16 protein-coding genes are annotated in these 20,503 nt (G+C 54.9%); 5 read left to right on the top strand and 11 right to left on the bottom strand.

Annotated features, from left to right (window positions below; all coding sequences use genetic code 11):
* Positions 1–23: 23 nt before the first annotated feature.
* Together ABRZ28_RS21155 and ABRZ28_RS21160 are read right to left on the bottom strand one after the other, a co-directional pair.
* Positions 24–1,715: an AsmA family protein gene (locus ABRZ28_RS21155; protein ID WP_330521445.1), complete on the bottom strand. Its 1,692-nt coding sequence runs from the start codon at positions 1,713–1,715 to the stop codon at positions 24–26.
* Between the two features lie 298 nt (positions 1,716–2,013).
* Positions 2,014–3,402: a nucleobase:cation symporter-2 family protein gene (locus ABRZ28_RS21160; RefSeq protein WP_319605582.1), complete on the bottom strand. Its 1,389-nt coding sequence runs from the start codon at positions 3,400–3,402 to the stop codon at positions 2,014–2,016.
* Between the two features lie 38 nt (positions 3,403–3,440).
* Here ABRZ28_RS21160 and ABRZ28_RS21165 point away from each other — a divergent pair, with 38 nt between their 5' ends.
* Genes ABRZ28_RS21165 through ABRZ28_RS21175 form a run of 3 tightly spaced genes read left to right on the top strand, consistent with a single transcriptional unit; the run spans position 3,441 to position 5,007 of the window.
* Positions 3,441–3,653 carry a hypothetical protein gene (locus tag ABRZ28_RS21165; protein WP_330521447.1) on the top strand — a complete coding sequence of 71 codons (213 nt, stop codon included), beginning with the start codon at positions 3,441–3,443 and terminating at the stop codon, positions 3,651–3,653.
* 57 nt (positions 3,654–3,710) lie between these two features.
* On the top strand, positions 3,711–4,559 hold the full coding sequence (locus ABRZ28_RS21170) for a YPO3983 family protein (protein WP_330521448.1): 849 nt from the start codon (positions 3,711–3,713) through the stop codon (positions 4,557–4,559).
* A complete protein-coding gene (locus ABRZ28_RS21175; protein ID WP_330521450.1) occupies positions 4,543–5,007 on the top strand; it encodes a DUF943 family protein in 465 nt (154 codons plus the stop codon). Before ABRZ28_RS21170 ends, ABRZ28_RS21175 begins: the two co-directional genes overlap by 17 nt.
* Before the next feature lie 45 nt (positions 5,008–5,052).
* Here ABRZ28_RS21175 and recG read toward each other — a convergent pair whose 3' ends face one another.
* The 5 genes from recG to gmk are packed head-to-tail and all read right to left on the bottom strand — an operon-like array spanning position 5,053 to position 10,903.
* The gene (recG, locus tag ABRZ28_RS21180) at positions 5,053–7,134 is read right to left on the bottom strand and encodes an ATP-dependent DNA helicase RecG (protein ID WP_319605586.1); all 2,082 of its coding nucleotides are present in this window, start codon (positions 7,132–7,134) and stop codon (positions 5,053–5,055) included.
* Complete coding sequence (trmH, locus tag ABRZ28_RS21185; protein WP_330521451.1) at positions 7,134–7,826, bottom strand: tRNA (guanosine(18)-2'-O)-methyltransferase TrmH; 693 nt, start codon at positions 7,824–7,826, stop codon at positions 7,134–7,136. The genes recG and trmH overlap by 1 nt, the downstream gene beginning before the upstream one ends.
* Before the next feature lie 4 nt (positions 7,827–7,830).
* Positions 7,831–9,930, bottom strand: a complete 2,100-nt coding sequence (gene spoT / locus ABRZ28_RS21190) for a bifunctional GTP diphosphokinase/guanosine-3',5'-bis pyrophosphate 3'-pyrophosphohydrolase (protein ID WP_330521452.1) — start codon at positions 9,928–9,930, stop codon at positions 7,831–7,833.
* 18 nt (positions 9,931–9,948) lie between these two features.
* Positions 9,949–10,224, bottom strand: a complete 276-nt coding sequence (rpoZ, locus tag ABRZ28_RS21195; protein WP_319605589.1) for a DNA-directed RNA polymerase subunit omega — start codon at positions 10,222–10,224, stop codon at positions 9,949–9,951.
* A 55-nt stretch (positions 10,225–10,279) separates the two neighbouring features.
* Positions 10,280–10,903 carry a guanylate kinase gene (gmk, locus tag ABRZ28_RS21200; RefSeq protein WP_319605590.1) on the bottom strand — a complete coding sequence of 208 codons (624 nt, stop codon included), beginning with the start codon at positions 10,901–10,903 and terminating at the stop codon, positions 10,280–10,282.
* A 317-nt stretch (positions 10,904–11,220) separates the two neighbouring features.
* Here gmk and ligB point away from each other — a divergent pair, with 317 nt between their 5' ends.
* Both ligB and eptB read left to right on the top strand, forming a co-directional pair.
* Positions 11,221–12,915 (top strand): NAD-dependent DNA ligase LigB, encoded by a 1,695-nt coding sequence (ligB, locus tag ABRZ28_RS21205; protein ID WP_330521453.1) that lies wholly within the window; start codon positions 11,221–11,223, stop codon positions 12,913–12,915.
* Between the two features lie 482 nt (positions 12,916–13,397).
* Positions 13,398–15,074: a kdo(2)-lipid A phosphoethanolamine 7''-transferase gene (gene eptB / locus ABRZ28_RS21210; RefSeq protein ID WP_319605592.1), complete on the top strand. Its 1,677-nt coding sequence runs from the start codon at positions 13,398–13,400 to the stop codon at positions 15,072–15,074.
* A 252-nt stretch (positions 15,075–15,326) separates the two neighbouring features.
* Here the strand turns inward: eptB and uhpT are convergent, their stop codons facing one another.
* The 4 genes from uhpT to uhpA all read right to left on the bottom strand — a co-directional run bounded on the left by uhpT (position 15,327) and on the right by uhpA (position 20,356).
* A complete protein-coding gene (gene uhpT, locus ABRZ28_RS21215) occupies positions 15,327–16,718 on the bottom strand; it encodes a hexose-6-phosphate:phosphate antiporter UhpT (protein ID WP_319605593.1) in 1,392 nt (463 codons plus the stop codon).
* A 199-nt stretch (positions 16,719–16,917) separates the two neighbouring features.
* Positions 16,918–18,255 carry an MFS transporter gene (locus tag ABRZ28_RS21220; protein ID WP_330521455.1) on the bottom strand — a complete coding sequence of 446 codons (1,338 nt, stop codon included), beginning with the start codon at positions 18,253–18,255 and terminating at the stop codon, positions 16,918–16,920.
* A gap of 8 nt (positions 18,256–18,263) precedes the next feature.
* Positions 18,264–19,766 (bottom strand): signal transduction histidine-protein kinase/phosphatase UhpB, encoded by a 1,503-nt coding sequence (gene uhpB, locus ABRZ28_RS21225; RefSeq protein ID WP_330521457.1) that lies wholly within the window; start codon positions 19,764–19,766, stop codon positions 18,264–18,266.
* Positions 19,766–20,356 (bottom strand): response regulator transcription factor UhpA, encoded by a 591-nt coding sequence (uhpA, locus tag ABRZ28_RS21230; protein ID WP_319605596.1) that lies wholly within the window; start codon positions 20,354–20,356, stop codon positions 19,766–19,768. Before uhpA ends, uhpB begins: the two co-directional genes overlap by 1 nt.
* Between the last annotated feature and the right edge of the window lie 147 nt (positions 20,357–20,503).

Here is a 20,503-nt window from a genome sequence, read left to right on the forward strand (position 1 = left end):
ACCGGCGACCGCCTGCCGATCTTTTACTGCGGCGTTGTTACCGCTCCCGCTTGAATTTGCTGTCTGATGGGGTGTCCATCATGATCCACGCCCTGTAGCGCGCCGTTGAGCGTCGGTTTCAATGCCGTATCGGCAGCCAGTCGCCCGTTCAGATGCAATTGCAGGTTAGCGTCGCCTGAAGGGGCAAGCGCCTGAGCCGGCCATCCCCAGCGCGTCAGAATATCCGCAGGAACGGAACGCCCGTTCATGGTCACTGAAAATGCCCGGTCGGGGTTCTGAGCGATAGTGGCTTTGGCTTCCAGCAAACCGTTTTGGGTAAAGGCGCTGAGGTCGGTAAGCGCGATTTGGCTGTCGCTGGCGGTTAATGCCAATGACGGACGACGGACATCGACTTTGTTGAAGGTCGCATCGCTGGCGTTTAGATTCAGCGAACCGCCCCAGACGCCCCACTGGTGATTACGGGCAAGCCGCAGATCGCTGCCGTATCCGTCCAGTGCGGTAATCTGGAACGGGAAATCAGGGTTGATATCAATCAGCAGATTGCGGTTAGCGGTGAATTTTTTGACGTCCACTTCCGCCAGCCAGGCCGGCAATGTGCTTTGCCAGCGCGCCAGCCAATCGCCTGGCAGCGTGTATTCCATACCCGCGACAACGAATTCATTCAGTTGCAAACGGCGATCGCTGCGTTGCCAGTTGCCGCTGGTGCGCAATAACCCCCTCTCCCAACGCGTGGTGAACTGTTTGATTTCAACGCCGTGCGGGGAAAGCGCCAGATTAACGATGGGATCGATCAGATGCATATTGCCGTTAACGATATCGGTGGCGTTGAACGATAGTTCGCCATCGTCGCTTTGCCAGTCGTCCTGTTTGAAGGTGACGTTGCGCAACGTTACGTCGAGATCGATAAATGCCCATCCCGGCCCTTCAATGCGGGCATCAATCAAATCAAAGCGGGAAACGGTAACGGCAGGCAACGCGACGATAGGTTGCCAGAATTCCCGGATGGTTCTTGGCGTTTGCAAACGCACCTTGCTAAGACGCAGGTTGTCGATTTGCCAGCTCCCGTCTTCCGCCCTGCTGGCATTACCGGTTAACTGGCCTTGCGCCACGTCTGCGCCGAAATTGCTCAAGGCGAGTTGATTATTATTAATGTTGCCTTGAACGAATACCTGACTGGCGGGGACATCGTTTAGCCGCAACGAACGGGCGCTAAGTTGGAAATTTCCCTGTTTGCCTAACAGGCGGCCCGCTTCTGGCCGCCAGGGCATAATGCCGCCGTTGACCTGTTGACCGTTTAACTGCCAGTTATCATCCTGGGCCTGAAGCGCCATGGTACGCAGTTGCAACACGTCGGCCTCAATCGGCAGCGTGGCGGCGGATGGCGACAGATTCAGCGTGCCGCCTTCAAGCAGCAGACTGGAAAAATGGCGAGGTTCGGTTATCTGACGAACGCTGAGACCGGCGGAAACCTGTTTGGCGGTGAGTGTCGGCGGCTGATTCTTATGACCGAAAACGACGTCTTGCAGCAGAATACGATCGGGTTCGGACCAATTGTGGTCGATTTTTCCCAGGGATACCTGATAGTCCGTGTTTTGATTCACCCAATTGCCGATCCGGCCTGAAGCCCAGGTGGTTTGCAGTAATACATACAATATGACCAGCGCCAGCAATGCCAGCAGCAGGATGGTCAGCAATAATTTCCCGAGAAATCTCATCGTGTCAGTCCATGCCAATCGTCAGGGATATCTGTTTTTATGCCGCAATTACCTTAAAGGCTCAACAGATAATGCAGTTACAGACAGTAAAAAGCGACCGGTGTTGCATCGTCGGTCGCTTTTATCCCTATACCCGTCATACTTCAAGTTGCAGGTGCGTTGGCTTTGTTACTCGGCCCTTCCATGGGCTTCGCCCCTTCGGGGCCAGCGCAAGCGCTGTTCAAAACGCCATGCGTTTTGTCCTGCAACTCGAATTATTTAGGGTATACATAACAGAAATTATTGACGCGGATACAAATTATTTTTCGTCGTACGGGAAAACCAGATTCAGCACAATCGCCGTAATACCGCCGGCGGCGATGCCGGAAGAGAGCAGGGTTTTTATCCAGTCCGGCGCGAATTGCAGAATCAGCGGCTGCTGTGATACGCCCAGCCCCACGGCCAGCGAGAGCGCGATAATCATGATGGCGCGGCGGTTCAGCGGTTCGCGGGACACGATACGCACGCCGGAGGCGGCGATGGTGCCGAACATGACGATGGTCGCGCCGCCCAGCACCGGCTCCGGAATGTGCTGTACGAAACCGCTGACGGCGGGGAACAAGCCCAGAATAATCAGCATCAGCGCCACAACAAAGCCGACGTAACGGCTGGCGACGCCGGTAAGCTGAATGACGCCGTTGTTTTGCCCGAAACAGGAGTTGGGAAAGGTGTTGAATACGGCGGATAAACAGGAGTTCAGGCCGTTGGCCAGCACGCCGCCTTTCAACCGTTTCATGTACAGGGGGCCGCTGACCGGTTGTTCCGAGACGTCGGAGGTCGCGGTGATATCGCCGATGGTTTCCAGCGACGTCACCATAAACACCAGCATCAGCGGGATCAGCAGGTTCCAGTCAAAGCCCAGACCGTAATACAGCGGCGTCGGCACCATGATCAAATCGCTTTGCGCCGCCGGGACGCCGTCCGGCAGCATATCCATCAGCCAGGCGCCCAGATAGCCGACGGCCATGGCGATCACCAGCGAGGCCACGCGCAGGTAAGGGTTACGCTGACGGTTGAGCAGAATAATAACCAACAGCACTATGCCGGCCAGCAACAGATTTTTCGGCGCGCCGAAGGTGTTGTTATTCATCGCCGCATAACCGCCGCCGATGGAGGTCAGGCCGACCTGAATCAGCGACAGACCGATAATCATCACCACAATCCCCGATACCAGCGGCGTGATAATCCGGCGGGCAAGGTGCAGGAAGCGGGAGAGAATGATTTCCGTACAGGAGGCGAACATCAAGGTGCCGAACAGCGCCGCCATCATGGTGGGAACGTCCGCGCCGCCGTTTTTCAGCGCCAGTCCGCCCATGATCAACGGCGTAACGAAGTTAAAACTGGTTCCCTGAATGGACAGTAGCCCCGATCCCACCGGCCCCCAGGTTTTTATTTGCAGAATCGAGGCCAGACCGGAGGCGAACAGCGACATGCTGATGATATGTTGCGTATCTTGCGCCGGTAGGCCCAGCGCCTGGCAGATCAACAGCGCGGGGGTGATCACCGCGACGAACATCGCCAGCAGATGCTGGCTGGCGGCAAACAGGGTTTGCGCCAGCGGCGGCCGGTCTTCCAGACGGTAGATTAATTCGCTGCCGCGCGCAGTCGTCGGGGCGTCGACCTGAGGAATATCCGTGGTGGTAGTCATAATAATGGGCGTTCCAAAATGACAAAGAGGGCATTTTAATGATCTCTTTTGCAAAAGCAATCGTTTGCTTTTCCCCTATTGGCGAAACCGTTCGGACAACGGATTTTGTGAACGCTGATTGGTTTGATTCGGTTGGCAATCTCCCGATGGCTGTTCAAGGTGTGGGGGATTTTCGTATCGTTCCCGTTTCCCTTAGCCCTTTTGCTACCGGCAATCTTTCATTGCACGGTGTTTGCATTACCATCTGTTAATAACTATTATCCCGACGGAAGACAAGAATGGACGACTACACAAGGAATGTATCATTAATGCCATCACTAAATTTTCCCTGTCTTGTTTTTACAACTCGTAAATGGATGGATGACTACGGGGCAAATGATATGCGATACGGTGATTTGACCGAATCGCAGTTAAAAACGTATTTCAATCTATCCGATGTGTCTGTCAGCGTTGACCCTTATACAATGACGAAAATACCCCAATACATTAAACCGACATTTGGAATCGCCGGTCCGCGCAAGCTGGGGGATAAAATGACAAAACAGGAATGCGCCAGAATTCTGTTTGATGAGTTCCGTCGTCTTCGCTGGCCTTTCGCCGTTTACAGCCCCTACCGACATCTTATTAGTTATATGATTACCCACATGCAGAACGGCAATGGTTCACCGTTTCGCAGTCTGCACTTAGATGCTGCCTTAAAGGAAAACCTCCTTACTGACAAAACAGATAACAGTTCGTTGCTTAGAATAAAAAAAGTATTGGCAGACAATATAGACTGGGAAAATCAAGAATATCCAGCGGATAAGAAGAATGAGATAGAGAAGATCATATCCTTTGGAAAATTGCCAAAATTTGACAGATGGCAGGATAACTTTAATGGTATGGGTATCACTGTTCATGACACTTGGGCTACTCATATCACCATAAAATCGCTACAGATTAATAATGAACATTATCATGCAGTTGTGAACTACAAAGTACAAGATCACTTTGGACTGGATGATACTGATATTCTGAAATTCAAGTTTCACCAATTTCATTTTTTCCGTATCTGGTTTGTACTCCAACGATATAATCAGTTTGGTTACAGACCATTCATGACCAATATGGAAGCTACCGTAGAGATTACCGGAGAGCGTGATGAAAATAAAAAGTAAAAAAAATCTCCGCGTACTGTTTCTGATCGGTAGCGCTTTGGCGAGTTATTATCTCTGGCTGTCATTGCGTCCGGTGGATATAGTGGCGGTTCATGAGGATGGGAATTTTAGTTCTGTTTTAGTAAAGAATTTTCCAATAACTGATAAGGGGAAAATATCCTGGTGGCTGAAAAACAAGGATATGCTAAAAACAAAATATAATATTCCCAAATCCGCCTCTTATGGAAATTTTACGATTACCTTCTGGCTATTCGGCGATGGCTATAAAAAAGAAGGTAAATATGACAGACTCTGTTTTAACGATATGAAAAAAGAGATAAATTGCATTGAAAAAAAGGCCGTTTTTTCTGTTAACAATGATAGCAAAAACAGAGTTATTTTTACCGTTTACGATGGAACATATCTGATGAAAAAGAATGGCGAGATAGTTAAATACGAGTATAAATAAGGAAAGTTCTCTCGTCGTACAGGCAGTTATAGCCTGTATCGATTTTCACGCATTGGTATACCGGGTGCGCTCCGGCAGCCAGCGCTCAATCAACGCTTTGGCATGGTCGGGATAGCGTTGATGCAGATGGCGGGCGACGCGCTGTACCTGCGGGATCAATGCCTGATCGCGCAGCAGATCGGCGACTTTGAATTCGGCGTTGCCGGTTTGGCGCGTGCCTAATAATTCACCCGGGCCGCGAATTTCCAGATCGCGCTGGGCGATAACAAAACCGTCGTTGCTGTCGCGCAATACCTGGAGCCGCTTTTGCGCCGTTTTGCTGAGCGGCGTTTTATAAAGCAGCACGCAGTGGGAGGCGACGGCGCCGCGTCCGACGCGTCCGCGCAGCTGGTGAAGCTGCGCCAGCCCCAGCCGCTCCGGGTTTTCGATAATCATCAGGCTGGCGTTCGGCACGTCGACCCCGACTTCAATCACCGTCGTCGCCACCAAAAGCTGAAGTTCGCCTTGTTTGAATGATTGCATAACGGCTTGTTTTTCTTTCGCTTTCATTCGGCCATGCACCAATCCGACGCTGATGTCCGGCAGCGCGGCCTGCAATTCCTGACAGGTCGCTTCGGCCGCCTGCGCCTCCAACAGGTCGGATTCTTCAATCAACGTACAGACCCAATAGGCTTGTCTTCCCTCTTGTCGACAGGCGTGGTTGACCCGTTGGATCACATCGTTACGGCGCGAATCCGCGATGGCGACGGTGGTGACCGGCGTTCTGCCCGGCGGCAGTTCATCGATCACCGAGGTGTCCAGATCGGCGTAAGCGGTCATCGCCAGCGTGCGCGGGATCGGCGTGGCGGTCATGATCAACTGATGAGGATGGAAACCCTGCTCTTCGCCTTTTTCCCACAAGGCCAGACGCTGATGCACGCCGAAACGGTGTTGCTCATCAATGATCACCAGCGCCAGCCCGTTGAATTTGACCTGCTGCTGAAAGATGGCGTGGGTGCCGACCACCATCGCTACCTGACCGCTGGCGATGGCGTCCTGCTGCGCCTGCCGGGCTTTGCCTTTTTGTTTGCCGGCCAGCCAGCCGACTTCAATCCCCAATGGTTCGAACCACTGACGGAAATTGTGCGCATGCTGTTCAGCCAATAGCTCGGTCGGCGCCATCAGCGCCACCTGTTTGCCGTTGGCGATCGCCCGCAACGCGGCCAGCGCGGCGACCAGCGTTTTTCCTGAGCCGACATCGCCCTGCACCAGACGCATCATGGGGATATTTTTCGCCAGATCGGTTTCAATTTCATCGACGACCCGCGCCTGCGCCTGCGTCGGCGTGAAAGGCAGCGTTGCCAGCAGCCGCTGTTTCAGCGCGTCATTGACCGGCAGCGGCTGCGCCCGGTAGCTTTGCGCGCCGGCGCGCACGGCCAGCATGCTTAAATTGTGCGCCAGCAGCTCTTCCATAATCAGGCGTTGCTGCGCCGGGTGCTTTCCCTGCTCCAGTTCGCCGAGCTGCACGTCCGGCGGCGGACGATGCAGGATGTGCAACGCTTCCGGCAGGCTGATAAGCGAGCGGCTGAGTTCTTCCGGCAGCAATTCATCTATCGGGTTGGCGTCCAGCAGCGCCAGCGCCTGATCGGTGAGCTTCCGCAGCGTCGCCTGCCGTATCCCTTCCGTGGCGGGATAAACCGGCGTCAGCGATTCCTGTAATTCGATCTGGGCGCCGTCGCCCTGTAGGCGGTATTCCGGGTGGATAATTTCCGCGCCGATTTTGCCCCGTTTAATTTCACCATAAGCCGTGACCCGCTGGCCGGGCGCCAGGCTGTTCTTCATCGCGGCGTTGAAATTGAAAAAGCGCATGGTCAGCAGGCCGCTGCCGTCGCTAATCTGGCAGGTCAGCATGCGGCGGCGGCCGAAGGAAATGTCATTGTGCAGAATTTCACCTTCCACCGTGGCGTACATGCCGGGAAGGAGATCGCCGATGGGGTAAAGGTGCGTGCGGTCTTCGTAACGCAGCGGCAGGTGAAACAGTAAATCCTGGACGGTTTCCAGCCCGATACGGGCAAGCTTGGCGCTCTGACTGGCACCCACCCCGGCAAGCGTGCTTAACGGTTGAGTATTCAGCAGGCGGCCTTTCATCAGCACTCCGAGGATTGCATGGAGGCCCACCAGGCGGTATCGGCGACAATCTGGCCTTCGCCGTCAATATAAGGGCGAGGCAGGCCTTTACGTTTGGCGACGCGCGCCAGCACCGGATAGCCGCCCTCAAACAGCAGCCGCGGCTGCTCTTCTTCCGCCAGTGGGCTGTATTCGCGCCGATACATGCCGGCCAATTGGCGCTGGCGCTGCGCTTCATAGAGAATTAATGCGGAGGCGACGGAGACATTCAGCGACTGCACCATGCCGGTCATTGGGATGATAATATCCCGGTCGGCCAGTTTCAGCGCCTCTGCGCTAATCCCGGTTTTTTCCTGTCCCAGCAGGATGCAGGTCGGACGGGTGTAATCAACGTCGCGGAAATCGACGGCCTGTTCAGAAAGATGGGTGGCCAGAATCTGCATACCCGATGTTTTCAGATGGCTGATCGCGTCGGCGATCGTACGATGCGTTTTGACCTGTACCCAGCTATTGCTGCCGGCTGCGGAGGAGACCAGCGTTCTCATGCGGCTGGTGGGCCAGACGGCGTGAATCTGATGAACGCCCACCGCATCGGCCGTACGAATGACCGCGGAAACGTTATGCGGCTTATGCACCTGCTCCATGCAAAGGGTCAGATCGGGCTGACGGCAGGTCAGCATCTCTCTTATGCGCGCATAGCGTTGAGGGGTCATACGGTCAGTTTCGGTTACGGTTAACTTTTATGACATCCGGCATGACGCGTATTTTGCGCATCACATTCGCCAGATGAACGCGGTCGAGCGTAGTGAGACGGATAAAGGCGCTGTAAACGCGTCCGTCTTTTTCTTCCGTGTTGATGCTCTGGATATTTGAATTGGCGGCGTTAATCGCGGCCGCCAAATTTGCCAATGCGCCCTGGTGGTTGAACATATCCACTTTGATTTCGGCGATAAATTCCTGTTCGGTCACCTTATCCCATTCCACCGCCATGAATTTCTCCGGCTCTTTCTGGTAACCGCGAATATTACGGCAGGATTCATGATGGATAACCAGTCCCTTACCGGGGCTGACATGGGCGATAATCGGATCGCCTGGGATCGGGCGGCAACATTTGGCGAAGGAAACCATTACGCCGTCCGCGCCTTTAATCGGCAATTTGCGCAGCCCGGCGTTATCCAACTGCTTCTGTTCATTGAGCAGATTTTTCGCCACCACCACGCTCATGGCGTTACCCAGTCCGATTTCCGCCATCAAATCGTCCAGCGAGGCCAGTTTCATTCTGTCCAGCTCAGTCTGAATATTCTTTTTCGGGATATCCGCTATTTTGCGGCCGCTGCCCAATGCGTGGCTCAGCAAACGCCGGCCCAGGCTGACGGAGTCGTCGCGCTTGAGGTTTTTCAACATCTGGCGAATTTTGGCGCGCGCTCTGGAACTGACGACAAAGTTCAGCCAGGCGGCGTTCGGTCTGGCGCCGGGGGCGGTGATGATCTCAACGGTCTGTCCGCTGCTTAGCGATTGGGACAGGGGATAAGGCTGGCGATCGACTCTGGCGCCGACGCAGGCGTGACCGATGTCGGTATGTACGGCATAGGCGAAGTCAACCGGCGTGGCGCCGGCTGGCAGCTCCACAATCCGGCCTTCCGGCGTGAAGACATACATTTCGTCCGGAAAGAGATCGGACTTGACGCTTTCGATAAACTCAAACGAACTGCCGGCGCTCTGCTGCAATTCCAGCAGGCTCTGCATCCAGCGCTGGGCGCGAACCTGCGCCGTGGTGCTGCTCTCGCCTTCTTTGTACGCCCAGTGCGCGGCCACGCCCATTTCCGCCATCTGATCCATGTCGTCGGTGCGAACCTGCACCTCCACCGGCACGCCGTGCGGGCCGATCAGCGAGGTATGCAGCGACTGATAGCCGTTGGCCTTGGGAATGGCGATATAATCCTTTACCCGACCCGGCCGCGGTTTATACAGGCTGTGAACCTGGCCCAACACGCGATAGCAGGTGTCGACTTCCTTCACGATCACCCGAAAGGCGTAAATATCCATAATGGAATGGAAACGCTGCTCTTTCAGGTGCATTTTGCAGTAGATCGAATAAAGATGCTTTTCGCGGCCGCTGACGCGGCAGGCGATCCCGGCTTCGGTTAAGCGGCCTTCAATCTCGGAAAGGATTTTCTGGATCATCTCCTTCCGATTACCGCGGGCGGCCTTGACCACCTCTTTGATCACGCGGTAACGGTTAGGATAAAGCGCTTCAAAACCCAGCTCTTCAAGCTCGGTTTTCAGATTATGAATACCCAGCCGATGCGCCAGCGGACTGTAGATTTCCAGCGTTTCGCGGGCGATGCGGCGGCGCTTGTCCGGGCGCAGCGCGCCGAGCGTGCGCATATTGTGGGTACGGTCGGCCAGTTTGATCAGAATGACGCGGATATCCTGCACCATCGCCATAATCATTTTGCGAAAGTTTTCCGCCTGCGCTTCTTTCTTATCGCGAAACTTCAGCTTATCCAGTTTGGAGACGCCTTCCACCAGTTCGGCGACGCTCTTGCCGAAGAGCTGTTCCACATCCTGATAGGTGGTGGGCGTATCCTCTATCACGTCATGCAGCAAGGCGGCCATCAGCGTCTCATAGTCGAGACGCATTTCGGCCAGAATACAGGCCACGGCGACCGGGTGAGTGATATAAGGTTCACCGCTGGAGCGTGTCTGTCCCTCGTGAGCATCACGTGCAACGAGATAAGCTTGCCGTAAACGTTTGATCTGCTCTTCAGGCAGATAACGTTGAATCAGTTGATTTAGGCTTTCAAAAAGGTACAAGGGCGACTCGTAGTCTAATTAACGGCGGCCTTCAGCAATCGCGGTGACCGCCTGAATTTCTGCGGCTTCCTGCTCTTGCTGCTCCTGACGATCGCGAACGTCCAGAATCTGGGAGTTGATCAGGCCTTCTTCGATTTCGCGCAGGGCGATCACGGTGTATTTATCGTTTTCTTCCGGAACCAACGGCTCTTTGCCGCCGGTCTGGATTTGGCGGGCGCGACGAGCAGCGACCAACACCAGGTCAAAACGGTTACCAATTTTCTCTACAGCGTCTTGAACAGTTACGCGTGCCATAATGTGCTACTCCACAGGGTGATAAAATGGACTGGGCATCATACTTAAAGAGCCGTCAGTCTGCCAATAGTTTGGTGATTAATGCATCATGCCGTACTTTTTGTCTGCTCAGGCGCAGACGCTCGGCGCGAATAATGGTTTTTAAATCGAGCAATGCCAAATCGAAATCGTCATTAACAATCAAATAATCATATTCGGCGTAGTGCGTCATTTCCGCCACGGCTTGCGCCATACGACGAGCGATGACGTCCTCGCTGTCCTGACCCCGGCCGCGCAGACGGCGCGCCAGCTCTTCTTTTGACGGCGGCAAAATGAAAATACTGCGGGCCAGCGGCATCTGGCTGCGGATTTGCTGGGCGCCTTGCCAGTCAATATCCAGAAATACGTCGACGCCTGTCGCCAATATCTGCTCAATCGCGGTACGGGACGTACCGTAGTAATTACCGAAAACTTCCGCATATTCCAGAAATTCATTTTCCCGGATCATACGCTTGAATTCATCGACCGAGACAAAGAAATAATGCTCGCCGTGACTTTCACCCGGCCGTTTGACGCGTGTGGTATGGGAAATCGATACCTGTGTGTCGTAAAGCGGCTGCGTTTTTAATAGCGCCTGGATCAAACTGGATTTTCCGGCCCCACTGGGAGCGGAAACGATATATAACGTGCCTTGAGCCATAGTGAAGTTTTATTAATTGCGATTGATCATGGGTATAGATGCGACAGATTGTGCATTTCATCACATTATACACGGCGAGACGCCATCAGTCGCGTGGCGATAAATCTCATCGCGAAATGTTTTATTGTTATGCCACCATCAATGCGCGCCGCCAACCCCTTTTCTGTACATTTCATCGTCGCTTCCTGTGGTTTTTCATAGGGATTGCAAACGACAAAAAACATTGCGGCGCGCTTTGCATTCCCGGTTTTTCTCCCTCGTTTTATAACGGCGACTGCGCTGTACTGCGCGCAGTGCGTATCGACGGGAGAGGTTATATGAATCGCGGGTTCAGACGGTTTGTCATTTCGGCAGCGGCGGCGTTGGTCGGTTGGCCATGCATCGCGGCTTCATCTTGCCCGGACTGGTCGCTTGCGCGCGCGCAAAAAGAAATGGCGATGCTGCGCCAGCAGTTGGCGCAGTGGGATGAGGCTTATTATCAGGCGGGCGCCAGCCCGGTGGAGGATGAGGTTTATGATCAGCTACGGGGGCGGTTGAACCACTGGCGGCGCTGCTTTTTGCCGCATGAGGCGGATTTCCCCGTGCAGTTGCCGGGCAACGGCAAACAGGCGCATGCGGTTGCTCACACGGGGTTGAAAAAGCTGTCCGATCGCGGACAACTGCGGCAATGGATAAGGCTGCATAAGGACTTATGGATCCAGCCCAAAATCGACGGCGTGGCGGTAACGCTGGAATATCAGCAGGGGCGGCTGACGGCGGCCACCAGCCGGGGTAATGGTTTACAGGGAGAGAACTGGACGGAAAAGGCGCTTGCCATACCGGCGATACCCAAACAGCTGAAGGGGGCGCCGGCAACATTGGTGTTGCAAGGCGAGTTATTTCTTAAGGTGGACAATCATCAGCAAAATCTGCAAGGCGGCATCAATGCCCGATCGGCGGTCGCCGGGGAGATGCGCCGCCGGCAGGCTTCATCCATTTTGCCGCGTATCGGTATCTTTATCTGGGCATGGCCGGATGGCCCGGCGACGCTGTCTGAGCGCCTTAGCGCATTGCGAACGATGGGGTTTGCCCTGGCGGCCGACTATACGCACCGCATCTCTTCGCTGGAGGAGGCTGAACGCTGGCGAGATCGCTGGTATCGCCATCCTCTGCCTTTCGTCACCGATGGCGTGGTGATCCGTGAGGATAAAGAGCCTGATGGGCGCTACTGGCGAAATACGCCGGCTGATTGGGCCATCGCCTGGAAATATCCGCTGGTGCGGCAGGTAGCCGAGGTCAAGGGCGTTGCTTTCTCTGTCGGCCGCACCGGAAAGATAAATGTCGTCTTGAATCTTAATCCGCTGCGGTTGGATGACAAATCGGTGCGCCGGGTCAACGTCGGGTCGCTATCGCGTTGGCGGCAATGGGATGTTTTGCCCGGCGATCAGGTCGGCGTCAGTCTGGCCGGCCAGGGGATTCCCCGCCTGGATAAGGTGGTATGGCGTGCGGCCGAGCGTCCGCCGATCGCGCCGCCGGCAGCGAGCGACTTTCATCATCTCAGCTGTTTTCAGTACAGCGCGGCCTGTCAACAGCAGATGCTCGCGCGATTGGTCTGGCTAAGCGGCGAGCATGGGCTAAATTTGAACGGGGTCGGCGAGGGAGTGTGGCGACGCCTGATGCGGCATGGCGCGCTGAGCGATGTCGTCTCCTGGTTGACGCTGACCCGGGAACAGATAAGAGACGTCCGGGGAGTAGGGAATAAGCTGGCTGATAATATTTATGAAAGTTTACAGCAGGCTCGCCGGCAACCTTTGTCTCGCTGGTTGCCGGCTCTGGGAATGCCTTTGCCTCGTTCTGCCGGCGACGCGTTGGAGAATATGAACTGGCAGCAGTTGCAACAACGTACATTGTCGCAATGGCGACAATTTCCGGGGGTCGGCGTCAAACTGGCTGAAGAGATCATGGCGTTTTTGCATCATCCGATCGTGGTTGAGCTTATAGCCAGGATAACGCTGGAAGGGGTTAAAACGTAATTTGCCGGGAATCGCCGGGCGGTTTAATAAAAAAATTAACCATGATTAAATAATGGATATTGGTTGAGAAGGCCAAATAATCAGTAGGTTATAGTGCAAGTGGTAAATAATAACCTTAAGGACGCGAATATTCTGACCGCACCGATGCAGATTAAAGAAAATAAACGTCATCAGCTGACGTATCGGCTGAATAACGGTATATACCCATAAAATAAGTCGGTGTTGGTTAAACCAGGGAAATCGACGGCGGTCGGGTATGATGCTTTGTTTTTTATGTTTAATGCTATGATTTTAAAATAAAAAATCTATTTTATCCTTTGACGCCATGACGGGCGATGTTTAAGGCGGCTTTCGACGGATTGATGAGCCAATAACTTTACTTTACAAAGATGGCGACTTATTTTCCGAGTCTGAACTCTGACATTACGCTGTTGTCCTATAGCTTCAGAAATAAATAAAGTTTTGCCGGAGCATTGGTCGCGATGAAGTTTAGCCCTTCTTTTTCACAAGCAAAGTTATCGTTCTTACTGGCAGTCTATATCGGTTTTTTCCTTAATCTCTCGGTCTTTTATCGCCGCTTTGATTCTTTTTCAATATTGGCCAGCACGCAGATAGCAAAATTTATCCCGGTGATAATTGAGCTGGGAGCCTGTATCTTTTTTACCTTTTTTCTTATGCGCATTCTTTCTCTGGGAGGACGCCTTTTTTATCGTATTGTCGCATCGCTGTTGGTGATTATTTCCGTCGCCGCCAGCTATTACATGACCTTTTTTAATGTCGTTATTGGTTACGGCATTATTGCCGCGGTGATGACCACCGATATCGATCTATCCAAAGAGGTGATCGGTTTCCGCTTTGTTCTGTGGATGCTGTTGGTGAGCGCATTGCCTCTGCTGCTGATTTGGAAAAACGCATTACGTCATACCTTGATTGAACAGTTGAAATCGCCGGGAAAACGTTTGTCGCCGGTTCTTGTGTTGCTGGCGGTGGTTGCCCTGGTCTGGTTTCCTATTCGCTATATGGCTGAAACCCAATCGCTATCTGAAAAGTCTTCCAATGTCGACTTACCCAGCTATGGCGGAGTCGTGGCTCACTCTTATCTGCCGTCGAACTGGCTGTCTGCGCTGGGACTGTTCGCTTACACCAAATATGACGAAAATCAGGACGAGGCGAATTTGTTCGATCCCGGTAAGCATTTTACTTACCTTCCGCCAACCGGGATTGATGATACCTATGTGGTGTTCATCATCGGCGAAACCACCCGTTGGGATCATATGGGGCTGCTAGGGTATGAGCGCGACACCACGCCCTTGTTGTCGAAAGAAAAAAATCTGGTGGCTTTCCGCGGAAAATCCTGTGATACCTCGACCAAACTCTCCATGCGTTGCATGTTTGTACGAGAAGGCGGCACGGAAGATAACCCTCAGCGGACGTTGAAGGAACAAAATGTCTTTGCGGTGTTAAAAGAGCTGGGGTTCACGTCCGAGCTGTTCGCCATGCAGAGCGAGGTTTGGTTCTATAACAGTATCGAAGCCGACAACTACGCTTTCCGTGAAATGATTGCCTCGGAAAAAAGCAACGACGGTAAATCGGTGGATGACATGCTGCTGGTGGATGAGGTTAAGGAGTCGCTGGAACGTTATCCGCGCGGTAAGCATCTGGTCGTGCTGCATACCAAAGGGTCTCACTACCTTTATTCGATGCGTTATCCTCGCAGCTACGCGCGCTATCAGCCGGAATGTATGGGCGTCGACGCGTCCTGTTCCCGTGAACAACTGATTAACGCCTTTGATAACAGCGTGTTGTACACCGACACCTTTATCCATAACGTGATTAATCAGGTGCGGGATAAAAAGGCGCTGGTTTTTTATGCCTCCGATCATGGCGAATCCATTGACGAGAACTTCCACCTGCATGGCACGCCGCGCGAAATGGCGCCGCCGGAACAGTTCCGCGCACCGATGATGGTATGGGCGTCGGATAAGTTTCTGGCGGACGCCAATAACCTGGACGCTTTCGATCGGCTAAAGGCGCAGCAGCGAATAGGCAAAACTCACCGTCACGAAGAGTTGTTTGACTCAATCCTGGGATGTCTGGGGTATACCTCGCCGGATGGCGGTATCAACCCTAAAAACAACTGGTGCAACAAGGGAAGCTAGCGGAGATGCCCGGATGGGGGGCTGTTATCGCCGTCACCAACCATCGTCATCCCCGCGGCAGTAGGCGGCGGGGATCTCCTGCTGGAACCGTGAATAGTCATTGAGTGATTCCCGGTTACTCGCCCCATCCCTGGGGCTCGCCCTTCGGGCCGCCGCAAGCGGCGCTCAAAAACATTCCCGATGTTTTTGAGCGCGGAATGACGGGGTTGGGAAGGTTTGTCGTCAACCTCGGCTGATTCTGTTATCAGCCGGTTACGCGGTTTTCTGTTTGCGGATACGATTTTCGCGGCGGATTTTACGTTCTTCCATCACTGCAACCATCGCCATCAGGCAGATACAGCAGATGGCGGCGGTATCCAGCGCGGCGAAGGTGCCCGCCCAACCGGTCAGACCGAAAATCGGCGTACCGTCGGCAATCATCCCCAGTCCCAGTTTTGCGAAGCTATCGCCAATCAGGTAGGCAAAGGTGCCTTTAATGCCGTCGGCCGCGCCGATGGCTTTTTTCGGTACAAAGCCCACGGCGGCGACGCCAATCAGCAGTTGCGGACCAAACACCAGGAAGCCGAGTGCGAATAACGAGGCGAGATAAACATACGCATTGCCGGCATGCTGGTAGATGCCCAGGGTGGCGATGATCAGCGCCAGCGCGATACAGGCAACCAGCGCGCGACGGCCATTAGCCAGGTCGGAGAGATAGCCCCACAGCAGCGTACCGACCAACGCACCGGCTTCAAACAGGGTAAAGCCCTGAATCGCAACCTCTTTCGATAGTTTTAGCTCCTGGAAGGCGTATACCGTGGACCATTGATCGATACCGATACGCACCACATACAGGAAGACGTTGGAGAAACACAGCAACCAGATGACTTTGTTCTTCAGCACGTACTCGACAAAAATCTGCCATTTGGTCATCGAACTGTCTTCGGTTTCTTTATCTTCATCGCTGATTTCTTCGCCGAACAGCTCTTCCGCTTTACCCAGACCGTAAGCCTCCGGCGAGTCGCTGCCATAGCGCAGACCGATAAAGCCGATAATCAGCGCGATAACGGACGGTACGATGAACATGCCGATGACGTGGCCGTCGAATACATAGTTGGCGCCGAACAACGCCACGCCCGCCGCGCCCGCGCCGCCCAGATTATGGGAGATATTCCACAGTCCCAGATAGGTTCCGCGTTTGCGGCGCGGCGTCCATTTGGTGATGGTGGAGTAGCTGCACGACCCGCCGGTACTTTGGAAGAACCCGCTCAGCGCGTAGAAGGCGATCATCAGAAACAGGCTGACGGAGCCGGATCCCATACTGGCGCTGAAGCCAAGCATACAGATACTGGACAGGATCAGCATAAACGGCAGGAACTGCTTGGTGTTTTTGCCATCGGCATAGTAGGAGACCAGCGTTTTCCCCACGCCGTAGGTAATGGAGAATCCCAGACCGATCATCCCCAGTTGCGTCATGCTCAAACCGTAGGTTGAGATCATGTCATTCTGAGCAATGTTAAAGTTCTTGCGGATCAGGTACATGGTCAGGTAGCCGATAAAGACCACCAGATAGGATTGCATAAAGGGTTTGAACCACATTTTGCGCCGTGTTTCGATCGGCAGATTCAGGGTCGGCTTGCGCACCTGATTAAGAAAGGCCAGCATGGTGTCTCCTCTTACTTGCAAACGCTGGAAAATGGCTGCATTGTAAGAAATCAGGGCCGGAACCGGCTTAAGACATCATCCCGACAAAACTAAGAATTTTTCTCGGTTTTGGCCTTTTAGGTAAAAAAGAGTGAAGCAGGTCACGCTTCCGCGAGGTTTTGCACCCCGCCGTCCCTGACGGGCCGTCGCTGGCGCGACGTCAAAAGGACATTTTTTGCGTCTTGTCGCGCGGAGCTTGCGCATTTAAAAACGGCAACAGCAGCAGGGCGGAAACGCCCGCCGCGACGGCAATCACCGCAAAGAAACCGGTCCAGTGCCAGATATCCATAATCTGCGCCAGCGGCCAACCGGAAAGCGACGCCCCCAGATAGGCAAAGAGTCCGACGAAACCGGTCGCCGCGCCCGCCGCGTCTTTGTGCGAGCATTCCGCCGCCGCCATGCCAATCAGCATTTGCGGGCCAAAAACAAAAAATCCCGTGGTAAAGAAGCAGGCCGCCTGCATGACATAGCTGGCGAACGGCATCAGCCACAGCGAGCCGACGGACAGCAGGATGCCGGCGGCGAAGATCAGGTTCATCGGTCCGCGGTTGCCGTTGAACAGTTTGTCCGATCCCCAGCCGGCGACCAGCGCGCCGATAAATCCGCCCAGTTCGAACATGGTGACCGCCGAATTGGCTGTCACCAGGTTCACGCCGAGGGTTTCCGACATATACAGATTGCCCCAATCGTTGATGGCGGCCCGCACCACGTAAACCAACACATAGCAGAGCGCCAGCAGCCAGATATAAGGGTTGGTGAGTACATACTTATGCAAAATTTCCCGGTGCGACAGCCCTACGCCCTCCTGCTGTTGCGCAATCTCCAACGCATCGCGGCGCCACTCGCCCACGCTGGGCAACCCCAGGGTTTGCGGACGATCGCGCAGTCGCCAGCATAAAAACAGCCCCACCAGTATCGCCAGCCCGCCGGCGATAATCAGCCCGGCGCGCCAGCCGTAGTGCAGCGCCGCCGCCCCCACCACCATGGGGATCAAGGCGCCGCCCACGTTATGCGCGGTATTCCACAGCGCCCACCAGCCGCCGCGTTCGGTACGCGAGTACCAGGTGGTGAGTAAGCGCGCGCATACCGGCGAGCCCCACCCCTGAAAGAAGGCATTGGCGCCCCACAGTAGAGCAAACACCCATAGCGACGATGAAAAGCCGAACAGGATGTTCACCACGCCGCTGGCAATCAGCCCCAGCCCCATAAAGTAGCGGGCGTTGGACTGGTCGCTGACGATGCCGGAAAAGAATTTCGACAATCCGTAGGTGACGTAAAACAGCGTGGCGAGCAGGCCGATGTCGGAGCGCGTCAGAATGTCGTTCGCGAGAATTTCCGGCGCCGCCGCGTTGAAACTTTTACGCGTGAAGTAAAACAACGCATAGCCCAGATAGATGGAGAGCAGGATATGTCGCCGCCAGTAGCGATAGGTATCGTCAATGGTTTGCCGGTCGGCAAGCGGCGGGATGCTGGGGGGAATTTTCAGAAAACCAAACATGACGATCCTTATTGATTACGCAGCGGCAAACTGACGGTGACGCGGGTTCCGCGGGTGCAGGAAATACTCAGCGAACCGCCGAGGGCCGATACCCGTTCGCGCATGCCGGTCAGGCCCAGGCCCAACTGCCCTGAGTTCGGCGGCAGCCCGCAGCCGTCGTCTTCAATCACCAACATCAATTGGTTGTCTTGACGCCAGCATTGCAGCGTGACCGTATGGGCATTGGCGTGTTTGACGATGTTGTTCAGCCCTTCCTGACAGACGCGAAACAGCGTGACGCGCTGGCTTTCACTGAGCTGCGTTTCGTCGATTTGCCAGCTAAGGCGGCTGACGATGCCGCGCGCTTCCAGCTCCATTTCGCGCGTCAGCGAACGCATCGCCTGCTCAAGAGAAAGATCGTCCAACTGACGCGGCCGCAGGCGGCCCAGCAGACGACGCACCGAGTCATACACGCCGAGAGACAGCGTTTCAATTAACGCGCCGCTTTGCTTTACGCCGCGATTTTCCGGCGCCAGGCGCTGAAGGATTCCGGCCTGCGTGCGAATTGCGGTAATGGTCTGGCCGATGTCGTCGTGCAGTTCGCGCGCCACTTCCCGGCGTACGCTCTCTTCGGTTTCCAGCAGTCGCTCGGCGAGGCGATGGTTGCGGGCCAACTGGTTTTGCAGCGACAGGTTTAGTTCCCTCAGCCGCTGGATCCCCGCTCCCAGCAAGAGTCCCGTCAGGCTCTGCGCCAGCAACGAGAGCAGTAAATCCACGGTCTGGTCGTGCCAGGTTTGACTGGCGATCAGGGCGATGGCGTTCATCAGCGTGGCGATGAGCGCCCCTTGCCAGCCGTAATGCCAGGCGAGGGCGATAATCGGCAGCGCCAGGCAAAACGGCGTAAAGCGCGCCAGTTCGTTCGGCAGCCCCAGTTGTAGCCACAGGCTGACCGCAAACAGCAGCAGATACCACAGCAGGTGCCGGGTACGCCAGTTGACCGGTTGCGAAACCAGCGCCGGCCCGAGCGGCAGCCAGGTGGCGCTGGTAAGGTAATGCCAGATAACCAGACAGGTGGGCGCCAGCGTCAGTCCGCCGGTCAGCGTCAACAGCAGCACGGTCAGCGCGTTTTCTCCGTCGCCGAGCCAGGGCAGCGATTGCAACAGCGCGGCCGCGATCAGCGCGCCCCCCTGTAACAACAGGGTATGCCAATCATTGTGACGACGCTGGCGGCTGACCAACGCGACGGGCAGCAGCGACAGCAGACTGCCGATCATCAATAATGGCAGATGAAGCAGGGCGACTTCCTGCGCCAGCCAAATCAGCAGCAGCCATTCGCTGCCCTGCAATACCGGCCAGTAACTGCGCGGACATTGCAGCATCAACCCCAGGCGTAAACCAAACGGGAACAGCAATGCGGCCAGCTCCGGTCGTTCCACCAGATGCAGACTGATGCCCCACAGACAGAACCATGCGGCGGAGAAGATAAAAAAGCTGGCGACAAACGCGATCAACCGGGTAAGCATCAGACGCATTACCAATCGGCAAACAGTCGACGGGCCAGCTCCACATCATTACTGATGCCGAGTTTTTCCATCAGGTTGGCGCGATGAACGTGTACCGTTTTAGGCGATAACCCCAGTTCGGCGGCAATCTCTTTTACCGCCATCCCCTGCGCGAGTTTTTCCGCCACCTGGCGTTCGCGGCGGGTCAGGGGATCCTGCCGCGAGGAGGCAAGCTTCAGCGCCACATCCGGCGTGAGGTAGCAACCGCCCGTCGACACCGTCCGCACGGCGGCGATCAGTTCATCGGGGCTGCAACGTTTGGAGAGAAATCCGCGCGCGCCGGCATTTAACGCTTGTTCAATCAGCGCCGGGCTATCGTGAACCGACAGCATCACCACCGCCATGCCTTTCGGCAGTTGGCTTAACAGTTCAAGGCCGGAAATGTCCGGCATGGAGATATCGCATATGCAAACTTGCACCGCGCGTCCCGGCAGACCGGCTAACGCCTCACGGCCGGAGCCGAATTCGCCGACAACCTGCATATCCGGCTCAAGCGCCAGCAGTTGGGCGAAACCGGAACGAACGATAAGATGATCGTCAATGAGAGCGATAGTGATCATAAGGAAACCAGGCGTTATAACGGGTGAGTACCTTAGCGTCACAGATGGTATCGTTCAAGTCTTGTTCGCCGGTTCCGCATCCAGCGCGTTTTCCTGACATTTCAGCATGGACTGGGCGGGAATAAGGGGGATCGCGCGGCGACTGGA

It is taken from the genome of Brenneria sp. g21c3, assembly GCF_040240345.1.
GTDB lineage: Bacteria > Pseudomonadota > Gammaproteobacteria > Enterobacterales > Enterobacteriaceae > Brenneria.